The sequence below is a fragment of the Cesiribacter sp. SM1 genome, from assembly GCF_020178975.1.
GTDB lineage: Bacteria > Bacteroidota > Bacteroidia > Cytophagales > Cyclobacteriaceae > Cesiribacter.
In genome coordinates this window covers 203,644-222,339 of the sequence record NZ_JAHXBU010000046.1, presented here as the reverse complement: position 1 = coordinate 222,339, position 18,696 = coordinate 203,644, and the positions used below count along the sequence as shown (strand labels likewise).

Annotated in this window: 21 protein-coding genes; 11 read left to right on the top strand and 10 right to left on the bottom strand. The window is 47.3% G+C overall.

Translation table 11 applies throughout. The features are described 5' to 3' along the window. Nucleotides 1-2 precede the first annotated feature (2 nt). The 3 genes from KWJ01_RS11085 to KWJ01_RS11075 all read left to right on the top strand — a co-directional run bounded on the left by KWJ01_RS11085 (nucleotide 3) and on the right by KWJ01_RS11075 (nucleotide 2,581). A complete protein-coding gene (locus tag KWJ01_RS11085; RefSeq protein ID WP_224996505.1) occupies nucleotides 3-1,130 on the top strand; it encodes a LysM peptidoglycan-binding domain-containing protein in 1,128 nt (375 codons plus the stop codon). A gap of 109 nt (nucleotides 1,131-1,239) precedes the next feature. Next, entirely contained in the window at nucleotides 1,240-1,785 is a 546-nt protein-coding gene (locus KWJ01_RS11080) for a hypothetical protein (RefSeq protein WP_224996504.1), read from the top strand. 13 nt (nucleotides 1,786-1,798) lie between these two features. After that, nucleotides 1,799-2,581, top strand: a complete 783-nt coding sequence (locus KWJ01_RS11075) for a TIGR02757 family protein (protein ID WP_224996503.1) — start codon at nucleotides 1,799-1,801, stop codon at nucleotides 2,579-2,581. 29 nt (nucleotides 2,582-2,610) lie between these two features. Here KWJ01_RS11075 and pyrE read toward each other — a convergent pair whose 3' ends face one another. Further along, nucleotides 2,611-3,267: an orotate phosphoribosyltransferase gene (pyrE, locus tag KWJ01_RS11070; RefSeq protein WP_255651062.1), complete on the bottom strand. Its 657-nt coding sequence runs from the start codon at nucleotides 3,265-3,267 to the stop codon at nucleotides 2,611-2,613. A gap of 96 nt (nucleotides 3,268-3,363) precedes the next feature. Here pyrE and KWJ01_RS11065 point away from each other — a divergent pair, with 96 nt between their 5' ends. Next, nucleotides 3,364-4,050 carry an NUDIX hydrolase gene (locus KWJ01_RS11065; protein ID WP_224996502.1) on the top strand — a complete coding sequence of 229 codons (687 nt, stop codon included), beginning with the start codon at nucleotides 3,364-3,366 and terminating at the stop codon, nucleotides 4,048-4,050. A 61-nt stretch (nucleotides 4,051-4,111) separates the two neighbouring features. Here KWJ01_RS11065 and coaD read toward each other — a convergent pair whose 3' ends face one another. The 4 genes from coaD to KWJ01_RS11045 all read right to left on the bottom strand — a co-directional run bounded on the left by coaD (nucleotide 4,112) and on the right by KWJ01_RS11045 (nucleotide 6,614). Continuing rightward, nucleotides 4,112-4,576: a pantetheine-phosphate adenylyltransferase gene (gene coaD / locus KWJ01_RS11060; RefSeq protein WP_224996501.1), complete on the bottom strand. Its 465-nt coding sequence runs from the start codon at nucleotides 4,574-4,576 to the stop codon at nucleotides 4,112-4,114. Further along, on the bottom strand, nucleotides 4,576-5,460 hold the full coding sequence (locus tag KWJ01_RS11055; protein WP_224996500.1) for a DUF3822 family protein: 885 nt from the start codon (nucleotides 5,458-5,460) through the stop codon (nucleotides 4,576-4,578). Before KWJ01_RS11055 ends, coaD begins: the two co-directional genes overlap by 1 nt. 5 nt (nucleotides 5,461-5,465) lie before the next feature. Further along, nucleotides 5,466-6,053, bottom strand: a complete 588-nt coding sequence (locus tag KWJ01_RS11050) for a hypothetical protein (protein ID WP_224996499.1) — start codon at nucleotides 6,051-6,053, stop codon at nucleotides 5,466-5,468. Between the two features lie 69 nt (nucleotides 6,054-6,122). Next, on the bottom strand, nucleotides 6,123-6,614 hold the full coding sequence (locus KWJ01_RS11045) for an NUDIX domain-containing protein (protein WP_224996498.1): 492 nt from the start codon (nucleotides 6,612-6,614) through the stop codon (nucleotides 6,123-6,125). A 45-nt stretch (nucleotides 6,615-6,659) separates the two neighbouring features. Between KWJ01_RS11045 and KWJ01_RS11040 the strand changes: the two genes are divergently transcribed. From KWJ01_RS11040 to KWJ01_RS11030, 3 genes are all read left to right on the top strand, one after another. Further along, nucleotides 6,660-7,109, top strand: a complete 450-nt coding sequence (locus KWJ01_RS11040) for a PaaI family thioesterase (protein WP_224996497.1) — start codon at nucleotides 6,660-6,662, stop codon at nucleotides 7,107-7,109. A gap of 147 nt (nucleotides 7,110-7,256) precedes the next feature. Next, entirely contained in the window at nucleotides 7,257-8,657 is a 1,401-nt protein-coding gene (locus KWJ01_RS11035) for an ATP-dependent RecD-like DNA helicase (protein WP_224996496.1), read from the top strand. 58 nt (nucleotides 8,658-8,715) lie between these two features. Then, nucleotides 8,716-9,132, top strand: coding sequence for a DUF1573 domain-containing protein (locus KWJ01_RS11030; protein ID WP_224996495.1), 417 nt, complete (start codon nucleotides 8,716-8,718; stop codon nucleotides 9,130-9,132). Between the two features lie 51 nt (nucleotides 9,133-9,183). Here KWJ01_RS11030 and KWJ01_RS11025 read toward each other — a convergent pair whose 3' ends face one another. Both KWJ01_RS11025 and KWJ01_RS11020 read right to left on the bottom strand, forming a co-directional pair. Continuing rightward, a complete protein-coding gene (locus KWJ01_RS11025) occupies nucleotides 9,184-9,558 on the bottom strand; it encodes a DUF423 domain-containing protein (protein WP_224996494.1) in 375 nt (124 codons plus the stop codon). Nucleotides 9,559-9,690: 132 nt separating this feature from the next. Then, nucleotides 9,691-10,371, bottom strand: coding sequence for a YggS family pyridoxal phosphate-dependent enzyme (locus KWJ01_RS11020; protein ID WP_224996493.1), 681 nt, complete (start codon nucleotides 10,369-10,371; stop codon nucleotides 9,691-9,693). A gap of 131 nt (nucleotides 10,372-10,502) precedes the next feature. On the opposite strand from KWJ01_RS11020, the gene KWJ01_RS11015 reads away from it, so the two are divergent. Together KWJ01_RS11015 and KWJ01_RS11010 are read left to right on the top strand one after the other, a co-directional pair. Continuing rightward, nucleotides 10,503-12,050 carry a GH3 auxin-responsive promoter family protein gene (locus KWJ01_RS11015; protein WP_224996492.1) on the top strand — a complete coding sequence of 516 codons (1,548 nt, stop codon included), beginning with the start codon at nucleotides 10,503-10,505 and terminating at the stop codon, nucleotides 12,048-12,050. Between the two features lie 2 nt (nucleotides 12,051-12,052). After that, on the top strand, nucleotides 12,053-12,679 hold the full coding sequence (locus KWJ01_RS11010; protein WP_224996491.1) for a LysE family translocator: 627 nt from the start codon (nucleotides 12,053-12,055) through the stop codon (nucleotides 12,677-12,679). A 157-nt stretch (nucleotides 12,680-12,836) separates the two neighbouring features. On the opposite strand, the gene KWJ01_RS11005 is transcribed toward KWJ01_RS11010, so the two are convergent. From KWJ01_RS11005 to KWJ01_RS10995, 3 genes are read right to left on the bottom strand one after another with little or no spacing between them, the layout of a single operon-like run. Then, nucleotides 12,837-13,889: a VWA domain-containing protein gene (locus tag KWJ01_RS11005; protein ID WP_224996490.1), complete on the bottom strand. Its 1,053-nt coding sequence runs from the start codon at nucleotides 13,887-13,889 to the stop codon at nucleotides 12,837-12,839. Then, entirely contained in the window at nucleotides 13,882-14,787 is a 906-nt protein-coding gene (locus KWJ01_RS11000) for a hypothetical protein (protein WP_224996489.1), read from the bottom strand. The genes KWJ01_RS11005 and KWJ01_RS11000 overlap by 8 nt, the downstream gene beginning before the upstream one ends. Next, a complete protein-coding gene (locus tag KWJ01_RS10995; protein ID WP_224996488.1) occupies nucleotides 14,780-15,658 on the bottom strand; it encodes a DUF58 domain-containing protein in 879 nt (292 codons plus the stop codon). Before KWJ01_RS10995 ends, KWJ01_RS11000 begins: the two co-directional genes overlap by 8 nt. Nucleotides 15,659-15,707: 49 nt before the next feature. Here KWJ01_RS10995 and KWJ01_RS10990 point away from each other — a divergent pair, with 49 nt between their 5' ends. Continuing rightward, complete coding sequence (locus tag KWJ01_RS10990; RefSeq protein ID WP_224996487.1) at nucleotides 15,708-16,253, top strand: DUF4296 domain-containing protein; 546 nt, start codon at nucleotides 15,708-15,710, stop codon at nucleotides 16,251-16,253. 3 nt (nucleotides 16,254-16,256) lie between these two features. Beyond that, nucleotides 16,257-18,656 (top strand): endonuclease MutS2, encoded by a 2,400-nt coding sequence (locus tag KWJ01_RS10985; RefSeq protein WP_224996486.1) that lies wholly within the window; start codon nucleotides 16,257-16,259, stop codon nucleotides 18,654-18,656. Nucleotides 18,657-18,696 lie beyond the last annotated feature (40 nt).

The window sequence follows — 18,696 nt, the reverse complement described above, 5'->3', positions numbered from 1 at the left end:
ATATGAAAAGACTTACTGCCTTTTTTATACTTTGGTTGGGAAGCATAATGGTTGCACAAGCCAGCGTGCTGCTACTGAAGGATTCTGTAGGTACAGAAGTTGTGAACGGTAAAACTTATGTACTGTACCGGGTAGAACCAAAAGAAACACTTTTCGGAATTGCCAATAAATACAACCTATCCGTTGCCGACCTGGTAAAGGTTAATCCTGAAACTGAAACAGGTTTAAAAGTTGGTACCATCATCAAAGTACCATACACCAGGCCTAACCAGGCTGCTACTGCTGCAAACGGCAGGTTCCATACGGTGGAGCCTAAAGAAACACTTTACAGCATCAGCAGGCAATACAATGTTGGCATAGAGGAGCTCAAGCAATGGAATAATATTGCCGGTAACTCCATTAGCCCGGGAGACCGCCTTCGGGTAAACAGGCCGGCCAGTGCCACAAATGCTACAGCATCGGCCGCAGGCAGCAGTACTACAGCCAGCGTTAACAGGCCCGGTAATACAGCGCCTACACCTGCACAGCAGCAGGCCAGGATTGACTTTTCAGGCAAAATAGTGCACACCGTAGAGGAGCAGGAGACTCTCTACAGTATTGCTAAAATGTACGATACCAATGTTGCACAGGTGCGGGAGTGGAACCAGCTGGTTACCGATAACCTGGGCATTGGCCAGAAACTGGTGGTGGGCATTGCCAAAGGGCTGCCCCGCAAAAGTACTGACAGGGTAGTGCGTAACGGGGTGGAGGAAGAGAAACCCAAGGAGTATGGTTATAATACCAACCCTATTGCAATAGCGCAGGTTGGCGATCAAAGCCAGGAAGAGCTGGAAACCTCTACCATGGAGAAAGGCAGCGTTCGCAAAATCACAGAAATGGGCATGGCCATGACCATTGACGACTCGCTGAACACCAAGAAATACCTGGCCCTGCACCGTACTGCACCAATTGGCACCATCATGCAGGTGCACAACGAAATGAATAACCTTAGTGTGTTTGTTCGGGTTGTTGGCAAATTGCCGGCTACAGCACCAAACGACAAAGTGCTTATCAAGCTGTCGCGCAAGGCCTATGAAAAATTGGGTGCCTACAGCGAAAAAGTACCGGTGCGCTTAACTTATGTACCTTAAGAAATTTGTACTATCTTAAAGCCCCGCCCCTGGTGGGGCTTTTTGTGTTACGGGAACCATTTTAGTCCGTTACTGTTCCTAGCATACGTATAATTGCTTTATTCTGCCAATGAGTACCTTCTATAAAAAAGCCTGGCAAGTGCTTTTTGTAATATTCTACCCTTTTATCACCTTATTCTCACTGCTTTTTATAGGCCTGGTAAGCGTGATTTCTGCTATTTCAAAGTTATTTGCTCCTGCTGCAGCAAATACCGAAACAACTGAAAGCGCTACCGACGGCTGGCAGCCTTTTACCAGCCACCATGGGCTATACCTAAGCAGAAAAGCGGTGCATGAGGTGCAGTTTGGACCTGTGCTCTATAATTACCGCTCATCGCCTGCTATTAAGGATATGCAGCATAGTTACTGGAGCGATTTTGCCGTGCCCATGGGAGAGGGCTTTATATTACAGCGCTGGCCAACCATTGCAGAACATGAGCTGGAACAGTTTGAACTGGTATATGTAAAGCCGGGGCTTGATTCACCGCTGCTTATTGCTACCATGCCTACCTTTTACTGGGAGGTAAAGGAACATGATCATGACAGGGTAGAGGTAATCTGGAAGGAAGACGAGCAGGAAAAACGATTGATGGTAGATGCAGACCAGCTGCCCTGAATCAGGAAGTGTTATGAATAAAATAGAGCTAAAGAGATTCCTGGATGAAAAGGCCTCTCTGTATAACCAGCCCTCCTTTATTCCCAACGATCCCATCGCCATACCGCGTTCCTTCAGCAAGCTACAGGATATTGAAATCAGTGGCTTTTTTGCGGCTACCCTGGGCTGGGGCAGGCGCAGCATGATCCTTAGCAAATGCAGGCAGCTGATGGCCCTGATGGATGATGCCCCCCATGATTTTATGCTGCACCACACAGATGATGACCTGCGGCGCCTGCAGGGTTTCTGCCACCGTACTTTCAACGATACAGACCTGCTCTATTTTGTCTATTTTCTATCCTGGTATTATAAGCAGCACAATTCCCTGGAAGACGCCTTTCTGATGGGTCTGCAAAAAGGTGCCGATACTGTAGAAGAGGGTCTCGTTCACTTCTATAAGCTGTTCTTTAGCCTGCCCGATGCCCCCGACAGAACCAGAAAGCATGTTGCCACACCTGCCAGAAATTCGGCATGTAAAAGGCTTAATATGTACCTGCGCTGGATGGTACGCAAGGACAACAAAGGTGTAGACTTTGGGCTCTGGAATAGAATATCTCCGGCACAACTGGTTTGCCCCTGCGATGTGCATGTGGAGCGTGTAGCCCGCAGCCTCAGACTGATTACCCGCAAGGGCAGCAGCTGGCAAACAGCTCTTGAACTTACAGGCCACCTGCGCAGCCTGGATCCGCATGACCCTGTGCGCTACGATTTTGCACTCTTCGGGCTGGGCATAGAAGAAGGCTTCGGCATGCCCTAAGCCTCCCCACTTAACCCGTTCTGATCATTTTATTTGTCTCTACCCCACTGATCGGGCTGGCTGCGCCATTCCTGCAGGGATTCTGTTTCTGCAGCACCAATCATGCCCATGGACTGGGCTTCTTCAATCAGGAGCTGGTAGTTGCTTAAGCTGTGCAGGGGAATACCAGCGGTAGCAAAGTTTTGCCTGGCCACCTCAAAGCCATAGGTAAAAATACTTACCATGCCCAACACCTGGCATCCATGTTTTTGCAGGGCTTCGGCAGCTTTTAATGAGCTGCCACCTGTGGAGATCAGGTCCTCAATCACCACTACTTTTCTTCCCCGGGGCAGGTCTCCCTCTATCAGGTTTTCCATGCCATGCCCTTTGGGGCTTGAGCGCACATAGGCAAATGGCAGGTTAAGGGCATCGGCTACCAGTGCGCCCTGTGGTATGCCTGCGGTAGCTACGCCAGCAATTGCTTCAACATGCGGGTGCTCCCGGGTAACCAGTTGCGTTAATGCACGTTTGATAAAGGTGCGTACATCCGGATAGGATAAAGATAAGCGGTTGTCGCAGTAGATAGGTGATTTCCAGCCGGAGGCCCAGGTAAAAGGTTGCTCCGGGCGCAGGCGAATTGCACCGATTTTCAGCAGTAAGCTGGCTGTTTGCCGGCTAATTTGATTTGGATCTTCAGCTAAGCTCATGCTGCGAATTTAACGCAATGCCTGTAACTTACTCTACATTTTGGTTGTAGAATCCATTAAAAGTTTTTTTCTTTCAGGCTCGATAGCACTGGCTACATGAAAATTTTCATTAACGACATTTCCGTAAATCTGGCAAAAGCGTCGGATGATCTGGAACATAAGATTTACGACGTTGTGCTTGATGCACGCTCCAATAACATCGACAGTAAAAAGCTGATCGATGATGTGCTTGTAAAGGGGGCTACCCTGGTACAGGTACAGGCACTCATTAACATGATGCACGAGAAAGATTTCAGGGCACTCGACAGCATTACCTTTAGTGTAGAGCCCAAGGAGTATAAGAGCATCAAGAAAGCTGTTAAAAAGCAGTTTAAGATTGTAAAAGCAGGAGGAGGCATTGTTGAAAAAGACGACCAGATTCTGCTGATCTACCGCAAAAATAAGTGGGACCTGCCCAAAGGCAAGCTCGATAAAGGCGAAGGTAAACGTAAAGGTGCTTTACGCGAAGTGGAAGAAGAGTGCAATGTAAAAGCAAAGGTGGGAGACAAAATCACCCACACCTGGCATACCTACATCCGCAACGGCAAAAAGCACCTCAAGAAAACCCACTGGTACCGCATGGAGTGTATCAACGATAAGGACATGAAGCCGCAGCTGGAAGAAGGCATTACAGATGTTCGCTGGATGGGCGGGCGTGATGCACAGGTGGCAATGGTTAATTCCTTCCGCAGCATCAGGCATGTTATCAAAAGATACTACAGCCTTAGCACCAAGCTTATCTGAGCCGCTAACTTAAGTTCATCAAAGAAAAAGCCCATCGTACTGATGGGCTTTTTCTTGTTTATTATTTCTTCAGGGGGTAAGGCAGAAATTCACTTACATCGCCACCATATTTATGTACCTCCCGGATAATGGTGGAGTTTATGGCAGCATAGGAGGGCGATGTGATGAGGAAAACAGTTTCCAGCTCCGGATAAAGATAACGGTTTACCTGCGACACTGAGTTTTCATATTCAAAATCTGTTGTATTACGCAGGCCCCTTAGCAGGTACCGTGCCCCCAGGCGCTGGGCCAGTGTGGCAGTCAGTTCGCTGTAGGTAATTACACTCACCCTCGGTTCATTGGTAAAGCTGCCGTTAATACTCTCCACCATTTCATCTATGGCAAAATAACGGGTTTGCTTACTGCTGTTATAGCCAATGGCAATAATGATCTCATCAAAAAGCTTTAAGCCTCTTTCTACAATATCATAATGCCCTTTTGTGAAAGGATCGAAAGAGCCGGGAAATAATGCGACACGTTTCTCCATTATTCGCAAAGGTGTTGGCTAAGTAGATCGTAAAAGCGCGCTTCGGGAACTTCATCAAACACATAGCCGAAGCTTAGGTAACGCGGACGCCCACCAAAGGAGAGATTTCCAAAGTAAGGCTGTATTTCTTTGAACCAGGCAGAGCTGGCATCTACATTGCCCCAGAGCTGTATTTTGGTAGTATGCTGATCCAGTTGAAAGTGCTGTATCACCATCATTAGGTAGCGCAACAGGTCTGCAGGAGTACCACAGCGAAAAACACTAGCATACTGCAGCTTTGTCTCATGCGTGATTACAACCGACAGTATCCCATTTTCCAGTAACAGGAATATTTCTCGCTGGCTGCTATGGTCGGGGTTGTGCAAAATGCCCTCTACGAATGCACTGATGTGGTGAAGTACCTGTACCTTCAGGTTTGCATAGCGCTTGTTCAGCCAATCCAGCAGGGCCTGTTCTGCAGCAAATACCGTAACAATGCTGTTCTTCAGGTGCTTGTAATAGAGCGGACGGTTCAGGGCCAGCTGGGGCGTTGTAAGGCGTAAATAGGTAGGGAGCTGCTCCTTATCGAACAAAGCAGCGGGAATAAGGCTAAAAAAAGAATTTTTAACCGAAAACTTCACTGAATGCCAGAAACCTGCCATAAGCAGGTGATGATCTTCGAATAAAGATTCAATAAGTTTCTGGTATTCCTGCGCGCTGCTAACCTTGTTGAAATTGTACTGTTCCAGTAGCAGGCAGCGGCTGGTTTTGGTGTCGATAACTGCAAGCTGAAACTCGCGTTCACCCGCTTGCAGCAGCAGGCTGTAATCCTGCAGGTTATCGATGCTGAAGCGGGTGTCTTTGATCTTTAGATCAAGCGAGTAAGATGCAGAAATGGCGTTCAAGGTTTTTATTCCCAGTTACCTTGGATACTAGCTTCGTTTTGAGAACCTACACGCAGTGGTCCGTAAGGGTGCGTTTCTTTCAGGCGGTCTTTGTTGAGTACGTAAACATCCTTAGCCTCAAAAACATTTACTGTTGCTCCGGCTGGTGTGGTTACAGTACCTGCAAACAGTTCAAAACGCTGACCATCACTGTCTGGAATTACAGGTAAGGTTTCGGGGTTGAAAGTAGGATATTTGCTTGGGCTGAACAGTGAATCACGCACACTTGCATAGCCAAGGGTATCGTACTCTACATACACACTATCTGCACCGTAAGCAAGTGGAATTACCGTTTCACGCTTAACAACGTTAGGAATTCTACCCTGCCTGATAAAGCTAATCAGACTGTCCCAGTTATCAGTATACCGGCCATGCACGGCCAGATAAGCTGTTTCCGCATCACGGATCATTTTCAGTTTTTCAATAACACGTGCTTCATTTCTGGCAACACGGGTTTTTTCGTCGATGCGGTATTTGATAGAATCTACCAGAAAGTAGCCTAATCCGATAGCTACCAGGAAAAGTAAAATCGAGAAGATTTTGGTAGGTGTCATTTTTAATGGTTTTGTGCAAGTATAAAGATTTTACAGGAAAACTAAATAGTATTTAGCCTAAAACAGGTTCTAAACGCTAAATTTATAATACCCGCGCCTGCATAACAAGTCTTGCAGCGAAGAACTGTGCTTTAAAATTTGGTGCAGATGCGCCGGTGGTTTCTGTTTGATCTCCTCCCAGCTTATAAAGCTCACGTGCTGAATAAGCTGAGCCTCTCTTTCCGATTCGGGATCATAGCCGGTATATAACGTTCCACCCATTACTTTTACTATATAAAAAATCTCAAAAGCATGCAGGGGAGGCTCCAGGTACTCATGCACAAAAATTTGTTCCTCTACCGCAACCACCAGTCCTGTTTCCTCCAAAAACTCCCGCTTTAGGTTATCTGGCGCTGTGCTGCCGTACTCCATACCGCCCCCCGGAGGTGACCATAATTCGCCTTCGGGTCCTACGCCTTTGTGGTGCACCAGCAGTAGTTTTTCATTTTCTATGCAAATGCCGCACACCCTAAGCCGCAGGCGGTGCCCGTATTGTTTCTCTACCTGTTTTACTAAATCCATGTACTGTGCAGCCCTAACTGCGTATATTTGTGCAAAAAAGTTCAGATGACTCAAACGCACAACCCTCATTTTGAAAAAAGGGTTAGAAAATTTTTAGAACGCCAGCATTTTATGCACCTCATTGGCTTCGATCTGCAGGTAATAGAAGAGGGCCGTACCGAAGGCTGGCTAACTGTAGAAGAAAAACATCAGCAGCAAAAGGGCTATGCCCACGGCGGACTGATTGCTACCCTGGCCGATATAACAGCGGGCTTTGCTGCTTATACGCTGGTGCCGGAAGATCAGCATGTGGTTACTGCCGAAATTAAGGTTTCTTACTTTTTGCCTGCAATTGGTCAGAAACTGCATGCCATAGGCTGGGTACTGAAGCAGGGCCGCAAAATCAATTTTTGCGAAGCCGAGGTGTGGGATGTAATAGAAGAAGAAGGCAAAGAACCCCGACGCCGCCTGGTAGCCAAAGCCACCACCTCCATGGCCACTGTGTTTCCGCAGTGAGTGAGTGGCTGCTGGGTTAGTGAATATTTTGCCTGCTGACACTCTCTGTTGTGGCAATGCAATATATAACCAACGGCTATCATCGTTTTATCTATATACCCTGTACTTTGTACTAAACACGCTATACCAACTACCCAATACCCTAAAATGCTACCTTCCGATTTAATGCTCCAGCGGTTTCAGCATAAGCCTACCGAAGGCCAGATGCGGCTCTTTTATCAGCTGGATCATTTTCTGCTGCAGCAGGAGGAGCGGCATACCCTGCTTCTGCGCGGATACGCCGGTACGGGTAAAACTACTGCCGTAAGTGCCCTGGTGCAGGTGCTGCCTCGCTTTGGCTACCGTTATATGCTGGTGGCTCCTACGGGCAGGGCCGCCAAGGTAATGTCGGGCTATGCTAAAAGACAGGCATTCACCATTCATAAAATCATATACAGGCACCAGTTTTCTGAAGATGACAGCGAGTACCGGGGCAGCGATCTGCAAAAAAACTACTCAAAGAATACACTCTTTATTGTTGATGAGGCCTCCATGCTTTCGGATGCACCTTCGGGTGGCGGCTACGGATTGTTGAAAGACCTTGTGAATTTTGTGTTTTCAGGCGAAGGCAATAAAATTATGCTCATTGGAGATGATGCCCAGCTGCCGCCCGTTCACCAGGCAACAAGCCCGGCCCTGAACGCCGGTTATTTACGGCAGTACCACCGTTTAACTGTGGAGGAGGTGCAGCTCACAGAGGTGGTGCGGCAGGAGAAAACCAGCGGCATCCTGTTTAATGCAACCAACCTGCGGCAGGAGCTGCAAAAGGATAAGCCCGATGTGCAAATGCATACCAAAAGTTTTGAAGATACCTTTCGCATGACGAGTGAGCGGCTGGAAGACGGCCTTCGGTATGCCTATAACAAATACGGAGAAGAAAACAGCCTGATTATATGCCGCTCCAATAAAGCAGCAGTGCAGTACAACCAGTACATCCGGCGCACCATCCATTTTACCGAAAGTGAGCTGGATGCCGGTGATCTTATCATGATAGCCAAAAACAATTATACCTGGCTGCCCAATGATTCTCCGGCTGGTTTTCTGGCAAACGGAGATTTTGCAGAAGTAACAAAGATAATTTCCTTTGATGAGATGCATGGCCTAAGATTTGCTAATGTTATGCTGCGGCTGCCGGATTACCCCGACATGCCAACTTTTGATGCCATGCTGATACTGGATAGCCTGCACTCCCCGCACCCGGCCCTTAGTCCTGAAGACAATAAAAAGCTTTACAACGCGGTACGACAGGATTATGCCGATCTGCAGGGGAAGGAGCTAAAAGAGGCGCTGCGAAATGACCGTTATTTGAATGCCCTGCAGGTAAAATTTGCCTATGCCCTTACCTGCCATAAGGCACAGGGCGGACAGTGGGAGGCGGTTTTTGTTGAGCAGGGTTATCTTACCGAGGAAAATACTGGCATTGAATGGGTTCGGTGGCTGTATACCGCAATAACAAGATCTACAAAAGAGTTGTACCTGATTAATTTTAATAAGAATTTTTTTTGCTGATATTTGTTAATAGATTATGCACGTTTTAAATAGCATTAGATTTCAACAGCGAATAATTATGAAAAAATTAGCACTTAGCCTACTGATGATGCTCTTTGTTGTAGCAGCATATGCTCAGCAGCAGAAAGCCGCAGCCGTAAACGGCCCGCAAATTACATTTGAGGAAACAGAGTTTAACTTTGGCGACATTAAGCAGGGAGAGAAGGTCGAACATATCTTTGCTTTCAAAAATACAGGAACTGCCCCACTGGTGTTGTCTAATGTATTAACAACCTGTGGCTGTACTGCATCTGAGTGGCCTAAAGAGCCAGTGGCTCCCGGTAAAACCGCACAAATCAAGGTAACCTTTAACAGTGCCGGTAAAATGGGCGTTCAAAACAAAGTTGTTACCATTGTTTCTAATGCTGTTAACGCGCAGGAACAAGTGAAAATGGTTGGTAACATTGTACCCGCCACCGCTGCTGCCGGACGCTAAGTTTAATCCGAAAAGAAATTGAGCCCTTTGCAAAACTGCAAGGGGCTTTTTTTATGCATTTCTGATAAAGGCAATCAACAACAGTACCCAGCCTGCCAGAAAGGCTACGCCACCAATTGGTGTTACAGCCCCCCATTTCGTTACATTGCTAAGGCTTAGTATGTAGAGGGATCCTGAAAAAAAGAAGATGCCCACGATAAAGCACCAGCCAGCCCACACCAGCTGGCGGTGGGGGTAGTGGATCAGCAAAACACCCACCAGCAATATGGCCAGGGCGTGGTACATCTGGTATTGTGCGGCAGTTTCAAAATTGGCTGTTCTGCCTGTTTGCAGCAGCATGTTTCGCAGCCCATGAGCGCCAAAAGCGCCCAGTGCCACTGCCAGGCCTGCCAAAACAGCCCCGGCCTGTAGAAAAAAATTATACATTTTTGGTTATTGAGTATTGAGTATTGAGTATTGAGTATTGAGTATTGAGTATTTTGATGATCTGAATGCTTCCACGGGAAGGGTCTTCTGTCAACTGCCCCAAAGGAAACTGTGTAGCTGCTTATTTATTGATTACTGATCGCTGTAGTTCCTGTTTCCGAAAATAGCACTGCCTACACGTACCATGGTGCTGCCTTCTTCCAGGGCAATGGTATAGTCGCTGCTCATGCCCATGCTTAGTTCATTCATGGAAATGTTATCCAGCGGGTAATCCAGCCTGATCTGATCGAAGAGGTTTTTCAAGTAGCGGAACTCCTGCCGGATCAGCTCGCCATCGGCAGTGTTGGTAGCCATACCCATTAGCCCGTTTATATGCACATGCTTTAGTTGCTGTAGTTCGGGATTATTGAGCAGCGAAAATAATTCTTCTTCGGATAAACCAAATTTAGTTTCTTCCCTGGCAATATGTACCTGCAGCAGGCAGTTGATCACACGGCCTACTTTCTGGCCCTGCTTATCGATCTCCTGCAAAAGCCGCTCACTGTCTACAGAATGTATCAAATGAACAAAAGAAGCAATGTATTTAACCTTGTTTCGCTGTAGATGGCCAATCATATGCCAGTTAATATCCTTTGGCAGCTGCTCAAATTTATCTACCATCTCCTGAACTTTGTTCTCGCCAAAATTTTTAAGTCCCTCGCTATATGCCTCTAAAACGAGTTCTGCAGGGTGAGTTTTACTCACAGCAATGAGCGTAACATTTTCGTTGTTCAGGATATTTTTAAACCTTTGTATGTTTTCCTGTATATTCATGCATTGTTAAATTTAAAAGTAATCTATAATAGAAGCCTGAAACTACAGAACAGGTGCCTATTTTAACTACTACGGTTTGAGATTTTCGTTTACAAATTGTGCCGTGGGCTCAAACTGCTAATAAAGATTCTATGGCGATATTAGGTAGTCTGCTTAAGAAAAGTATCCAACTCCGAAAAAAATTAGCCGGAGAAAAAGCATCCCCCGCACTCCTGCAGGGCCACGAACTGGAAAAGCTGCTTACTAAAGCACAAGAAACGGCATTTGGACGGAATAAAAAATTTTCGGCCATTCTTGAAAAGGGTGATGATGATCCTAGAGTACTCTATCAGGAATTTAAAAGGAATGTACCCGTATACGATTACAACAAGCTGTACAACGAGTACTGGCATCGTACACGTTCCGGAGAGAAAGACGTATGCTGGCCGGGAAAGGTAAAGTATTTTGCACTTAGCTCCGGCACCTCTGAGGCATCATCTAAATACATTCCTGTAACCAGTGATATGCTAAAGGCAATACGGCGTACCAGTGTGCGGCAAATCCTGTCTTTATCACACTACAAGCACCTGCCCAATGAGCTCTACACCAAAAAGGTGCTGATGCTGGGTGGCAGTACCATGCTTAACGACACAGGCCTCTATTACGAGGGAGACTTAAGCGGCATTACGGCCAGCCAGCTACCCCTCTGGTTTCAGTCGTTTTATAAGCCGGGACCTAAAATTGCCAAGGAGAGGAACTGGGAGGTAAAGCTCAACGAAATTGTAAAGCAGGCAAAGGATTGGGATATAGGTGTTATTGTAGGCGTGCCTGCCTGGCTGCAGATCTTGCTGGAAAAAATCATTGCTCATTATAAGGTAAAAAACGTGCACGAGGTATGGCCAAACCTGTCCATTTTTGTGCATGGCGGCGTTGCTTTTGAACCTTACAAAAAAGGCTTTGAAAAGCTGCTTGCCCGCCCGCTAACCTATATGGAGACTTACCTGGCCTCTGAGGGTTTTATTGCCTACCAGGCACTGCCAGATCAGAAGAGCATGCAACTGGTGCTGGATAATGGCATTTTTGCTGAGTTTGTACCCTTTAACGATACCAACTTTGGTCCCGACGGGCAGCTAACCGAAAATCCCGAAACCCTGATGATCGATGAGGTGGAAGAGGGTAAGGAGTATGCCTTACTGCTTACCACCTGTGCAGGGGCTTACAGGTACCTGATTGGCGATGTAATCAGGATTGTATCAAAGGAGAATAGTGAGATTGTAATTACCGGACGCACCAAGCACTTTCTTAGCCTTTGCGGCGAACACCTTTCTGTCGATAACATGAACAAGGCTGTGAAGCTGGTATCGGAAGAGATGAATCTTGAAATGAACGAGTTTACAGTGGCAGGCATTCCCTATGGTTCTTTGTTTGCCCATCACTGGATTATTGGCACCAATGAACCTGCAGAGGCCTCGGTGGTAAGGGAAAAACTGGACCTTAAGCTTAAAGAACTGAATGATGACTATGCCACTGAAAGACAGCATGCCCTGAAAGAGGTGCTGGTAGATGTGGTGCCGGTAAACTTTTTCTACCGCTTCCTGAAAATGAAAGGCAAAGAAGGAGGTCAGAACAAGTTTCCACGTGTGATCAAAGGACCACTTTACGAGGAGTTGAAAAAGTTTCTGGATCAGGAGAAGCAATAGGAATGACTCTTCTTTCTGCCTTAGGCTATGGCGTTATCTGCGGACTTGGCCTGGCCTTTATGATTGGACCTGTTTTTTTTGCGCTCATTCAAACAAGTATCGAGAAAGGTTTTACCTCGGGGGCGAGTATGGCAGTGGGCATTGCCCTTAGCGATGCAATATATGTGCTTATTGCTTCGCTGGGCGTGGCAGTTCTGGCCAACAGTCCACAGTTTCAGGCCTGGCTGGGGCTCATTGGGGGAATCATCATGGTTTCTTTCGGAATAGGAAATATTCAAAGGAAAATTGAGGCTAACCGGGCAAAGGCTGCTTCTGGTGCTGCATCTAATTCTTTTGTGCAGATCGGAAAAGGGTTTCTCCTGAATGGTATCAATCCTTTTGTGCTGATTTTCTGGTTTGGAGTAGGGGTGGCCGTAATCAATTATGATCTGCAGCAAAAAGTACTTTTTTTTGGCGGGTCTCTGCTAACAGTACTGCTTACAGACTTTCTGAAGGCTTACCTGGCCAATAAACTAAGTCACTGGCTCACCCCAACATTTATGAACCGGATGAACAAACTTGTAGGCGTGGCACTCATCATATTTAGCATTAAGCTCTTTTATTTTGCCTACGAGGTTTTTACGCTATAAATGAATAAGCTGCCGCCGTTGGAGTGAGTGCAGGATGGAGGGCGTGGCTGGTGCAATATTTTAACTGTTGCCGCTGTGGTGCATGCTGGCATGGGTTTGTTATCCCAACCCCGAAAGCATACCCCTGGCACCCGATACCTCTTACAGCACACCCACCCTAATCCCGAAGCAGGTTGCTGATGAAAGTGCCTTTTACAAAAATCCAGCCCAGGAACATGGCTATGGCCCAGCTAAGATACACATCGTAAAAATCAATGGTATCCTTATAGCGGGTTTCCTTGATCTCGCTTTTTTCCATCTGGTCAATTTCAGCGAAAACCTCCTGCAGGGCCTGGTTGTCAGATACCCTGAAAAACTGTCCCTGGCCTATTTCAGCAATTGATCTAAGTGTGGTTTCGTCCAGGCTGTTTTCGTGGTAAACGGGCCTGCCAAATGGATCGTGGCCATAGAATATCTGGCCCTCTTTGCCAATGGCAATGGTGTGAATTTTAATGCCATGGGCATAGGCCAGCCTGGCTGCCATAATAGGATCAACATTTCCTGCGTTATTTTCACCATCACTAAGCAGGATCATTACTTTACTTTTAGCATCGGTTTCTCGCATGCGGTTGGTGCCAACCATAATTCCACTGCCAATCGCCGTACCATCGGTCTGTATCATGCCGAAACTGATCTCCTGTATGTAGCTGGTAAGGAGTGCATAATCGGTGGTGAGCGGAGAAAGCGAAAAGGCCTCGCCACTAAAGATCACCATCCCTATTCTATCCTGAAAACGGCCGTTAATAAAGTCCTGAGCCGTCTGCTTGGCAGCTTCCAGCCTGTTAGGCCGCAGGTCTTCCAGGTTCATGCTCTCCGAGATATCCAGTACCAGCATAATATCGATACCCTCTGTCCATTGCTCCCTGCGCTCGTTGGTACGCTGAGGCCTGGCCAGGGAGATGCACATAAAAGCAAGTGAAAGGAACAACAGGGTGGGAGGAATAAAGCGCAGCAGGCTTACTGGGTCCCAGGCAGCCTTAGTATTGAAAAGGGCAACCTCCAGGCGCTGGCGCCTGTTAAAGGCCACAAGCATCCTTAAAATAAAAATAAGGGGTATCAGCAGGAGTAAGTAGAGCAACAGCGGATACTCCCACTCAAATCCGAGCAGGGTTTCCAGCTTAAACCATTCTGTAGAAAGCCATGCAAACTTCTTGCTGCCAACCTCAAGCATTTAGTACCTCCAGTTTACGCTTTTCAAACTTTTGCTGTGCCAGCACCTGTAACTCCCTAAGACTGTTTTGCAGGTCGTCTCCGGTATGGTAACCATAAATACTTCTGTCTATGGGCCGTAATACATTGAGCCAGTATTTTTGATCCTGGTTTATCTCTGCAATCTCCTGTGAGGTTAATTTTGTATATGGTTTCTTTTCCAGGTCTTCCAGGTATGTTTTCCAGTGTAACAGTAGTTCATCTGCCCGCACGGCAGGGTCCCCGGCAAGAAAACGCGAAAGCCTGGACGAATATTCTGCTTCAAAGCTGGAAAAACGCCGCTGTAGAAACCAAAGCCTAATTTTGCGGCGTATGCTCTTGCCAAATACTGCCACGCAGACGAAGCCAAAGATCAGTACTGCCACTAACCCTAATATAAAATAAGGGTAATTGAAGGGGTACTCAACTGCGATGTAATCTGTATTGGACTGGAACTGAAGGCTGTCTGCCTCTGCTTCCGGCAGTACAGAAACTACATACACACTATCAGGATTGGTCCAGATGGGTAAGCTGTCGCTACCCTGCACCATATATACCGGCAGGCGCAGCGTTTGTACACTGGCAGGCACAAAGCCCGTGAGTGTGTAAACCACGCTATCGTGGCTGTAAACGGAATCAGAGCTGGTGGGGAAATACCGGCTGCCAATGATCTCAAAAGGAGAAAAATCAAAGGTGCTGTCGGGCAGCAGCAGGTTTAGCTGCCTGGGATAACGAACACTCAGGCTGAATACAACAGGTTCCCCAACCTTGATGCTGTCCTTCAGGAATGCGCCTGAAGGTGATATTTGCTGGGCAGGAGCCAAAGATGCCTGCAGGAATAACAGGAGGATGAAAACAACCTTTAGATGCTTCTCAGGCACGTCTTTTACTTTGATTACGCTTTTTAAACAGGTTAATCAACTGAGGGACAAAGTCATCAGCTGTATCGATGTAGAGATAATCGCCCCCGAATTTAGCACATAGCTGCTGCAAATGCTCTGCATTGGTGCTGTATTCTTTCTCCATACGCTTTCTGAAGAAGCCCCTGGAAGTATTTACCCATATTGTTTTGCCGCTTTCTTTATCGAGTATGGGAATAAGGCCAAGCTTAGGGATCTTACGCTCCCGTTTATCTCCCAGGTGTATCACCACCAGGTCGTGCTTGCGTGAGAGGGCTTTGAGGTTATGTTCCCAGCCGGTATCAATAAAGTCGGAGAGAACGATAACCACACTCCGGCGGCGCAGTAGGCGCAGGGTAAACAGCAGGGCCGCGCTTAAGTTTGTGCGAGGGGAGGAGGGCTTCAGGCTAAAAAGCCTGGTAATAATTTCATAGGCATGTCTTACCCCTTTGGAGGGTTTTATGTAAAGCTCATTCTGGTCTGAATAAGCAATGAGGCCTACCTGTCCGGCTTCCTTTACGGCAGAAAGGGCAAGTACTCCACAAATTTCTTTGGCCACTTCAATTTTATGGCGGTCGGCCCTGCCCAGGTCCTGGGAGGCACTTACATCTACCAGGAAATAAACAAGCTGTTCGCGTTCCTCCTTAAAAACCTTAATAAAGGTGCCGTGGCCTTTTGCAGAAACTTTCCAGTCTATAATCCGCACATCATCACCGTACTGATAGGAGCGCACATCATCGAATTCAAGGCCCGATCCTTTAAAAATAGAATGATAATTACCCTGCATCTGCCAGTTTATGGCTTTGCGGATACGAATTTCGTACTTACGGAGTTTTTTAAGCAGTTCTTCCATCTCAAAGGGAGGATTTTAAAATTAGGATAGTTTCCGTAATTTTCGGCTTATGAACAGGCTTTTTTTGTGTTTACTACTTCTTTGCATGTTTGCATGCGACCAGACCTTTGGTCCGCCAAAAGATGTGCTATCTGAAAAAACGATGATTTCCATCATGGCAGATCTGCATGTGGCAGAAGCCAAGGTGAAAGGTCTGGGGGTTTCCCAGGATTCTGCACGGAATTTATTCAGCATTTATGAAATCCAGATCTTAGATAAGCACAACGTTACACCGGAGAAATACTTGCACAGCTATCAATATTATCTCGATAATCACAGGCTGATGACCCGAGTACACCAGGCTACCCTGGATACGCTAATAGCAAGACAGGAAAAGCTGGAGTCAATGCCTGACTCCCTGTATCAGCTGCATAAAGCTTCCAGAATATTTGCTCCGGCAGAGGAAGAACCTGCTAAGGCCGACTCCGTTCAAAATAATGAGTCTCCGGCTGATTCAGGAGAATTAATCCTACCCCAACCGGTGTTACAGGAAGAGAAGACAGCGCGTCCAAAAAGGCGCAAATTAACAAGACAAGAACAAGAAAGACAGGAATAAACTATGCTCTATCCGGAAAACCTGGAGCAAAAGATTGGATTTGATCATATACGCCAGCTACTGAAGCAAAATTGCCTTAGTAGTCTTGGCACAGCATATGTAGATAAGGTTCGCTTTACAGATGATATTACACTTCTGCAAAAGCTGCTTGGGCAAACCAGTGAATTTATAAAAATACTGGCAGGTGGAGAAGAATTTCCTTCCTCTAACTATCTGCCCTTTGATAAACAGCTGGATAAAGCCCGCCTGGAAGGTGCTTATCTTCTGGAAGAAGAATTGCATGGACTGCGGCTAAGCCTGCAGACTATTATGGCCTGCCTTCGCTTTTTCAAGGGCAGGGAGGAGCAGTATCCGCAACTGACAGAACTCGGTGTAGCCATCTGGCTGGACCCACGCCTGCTGCTGGATATTGAAAAAGTACTGGATGATAATGGCAGGTTGCGCGATAACGCCAGTCCGGAGCTGCAGAAGATAAGGCGTTCCCTCATCTCTGAGCAAAGCAGGGCCCGCCGAACGCTGGATTCTATCCTTCGTTCTGCTATTAGTGCTGGGTATGCAGAAGAGGGATCTACCCTTACCATCCGTAATGGCCGCCTGGTAATACCCCTGCCTGCTGAGCATAAAAGGCGCGTTAAAGGATTTGTGCAGGATGAATCGGCAACAGGCCAGACAGTTTTTCTGGAACCAGCCGAGGTGCTTGAGATTAACAACAATATACGTGAACTGGAGCTGGAAGAAAAGCGAGAGATCATGCGCATCTTAATCCAGGTTACCAGTACCATCAGGCCACATGTAGGAGCGCTGCGAAAAGCCTCCGGCTTTCTGGCGATGGTTGATTTTATACGGGCCAAAGCCCTTTTGGGCCGCCAGCTGGAGGCCATTGTACCCGAGGTGCAGCCGCAGCCCCTGGTTGACTGGCGCAATGCTGTACACCCGCTGCTGTTTTTATCGCACAGGGCCATGAATAAGTCTGTGGAGCCACTCACTATTTCGCTGAACAGTGAGCAGCGCATACTGATTATTTCGGGACCAAATGCCGGTGGTAAATCAGTGGCACTTAAAACCCTGGGGCTGCTGCAGTACATGCTGCAGTGCGGCCTGCCGATACCCCTGGCCGAAGGCTCCAGGGTGGGGCTGTTCAGAAACCTGTTTATTGATATTGGTGATGAGCAGTCGCTGGAGAATGACCTTAGTACCTACAGCTCTCACTTAACGAATATGCGCTTCTTTCTGCGTGCTGTAGATAAGAAAACGCTCTTTCTGATAGATGAGTTTGGTACCGGAACGGAACCCAAGCTTGGTGGTGCCATCGCAGAGGCAATTCTGGAAGACCTGCTGCGGCAGGGTGGCTATGGGGTAATCAATACCCACTATGGCAACCTGAAACAGATGGCCGACCGCACCACAGGTGTTGTTAATGGGGCTATGCGCTTTGATGTACGTCAGCTGGAGCCTATGTACCAGCTGGATATTGGCAGGCCCGGCAGCTCCTTTGCGCTGGAAATTGCCCGTAAGATTGGCCTGCCTAATAATGTACTGGAAAAAGCCAAGGAGCTTGCCGGTACAGAACAGGTAGAGCTGGATAAGCTACTGGTGCAGCTGGAGGAAGAAAAGAAAGCCTTCCAGGACAAAACCCGGGCGCTGGAGAAAAAAGAAAAACAGTTGCGCGAAAGTGTGCAGGAGTATACTGAACTAAGGGAGTTCCTTGACAACAAGCGCAATCAGTATATACGTGAAGCCAAACTGGAGGCCCGCCAGCTGCTGGATGAGGCTAACAAGCGCATTGAGGCTACCATTCGCGATATTAGGGAACACAAAGCCGAAAAAGAGGCTACCAAAAAGAACCGCCAGGAGCTGGAAGTACTCCGTAAGGAAACGAAGCTTACCTCTGCAGAGCTCGAATCGGGTGTAGTTAAGCAGGAGCGCCTGCCGGTAGAAAAAGGACCGATTACACCAGGAGATGCAGTGCGGCTGAAGGACCAGGGCGCAGTAGGAGAGGTAGTGGCCATTCGTGGTAATGATGTGCAGATCAGCATGGGTGCTTTAACCTCTACCGTTAAGCTTAACAGGCTGGAGAAGATAAGCAGAAAAGCTTTTAAGAAAGAAACCCAGGTTGCGCCTGCCATGCAGGGAATCGATATGAACGAACGCATGGCTAACTTTAGCTCTAACCTGGATGTAAGAGGTCTGCGTACCGACGAAGCACTGGCAGAGGTAGACTCTGTTCTTGATTCAGCTGCAATGCTGGGTACTCCGGAGCTGCGAATTATACATGGTAAAGGCGATGGAATACTCCGCCAGATGATTCGCAACCACCTGAAAGGCTACTCTTTTGTAACTCATTTTGAGGATGAACATGTGGAACGTGGTGGTGCCGGTGTAACGCTCGTGTACCTGCAGTAGAAGACAGGGCTTACTGAATAATTATCAAATCAGTACAGAT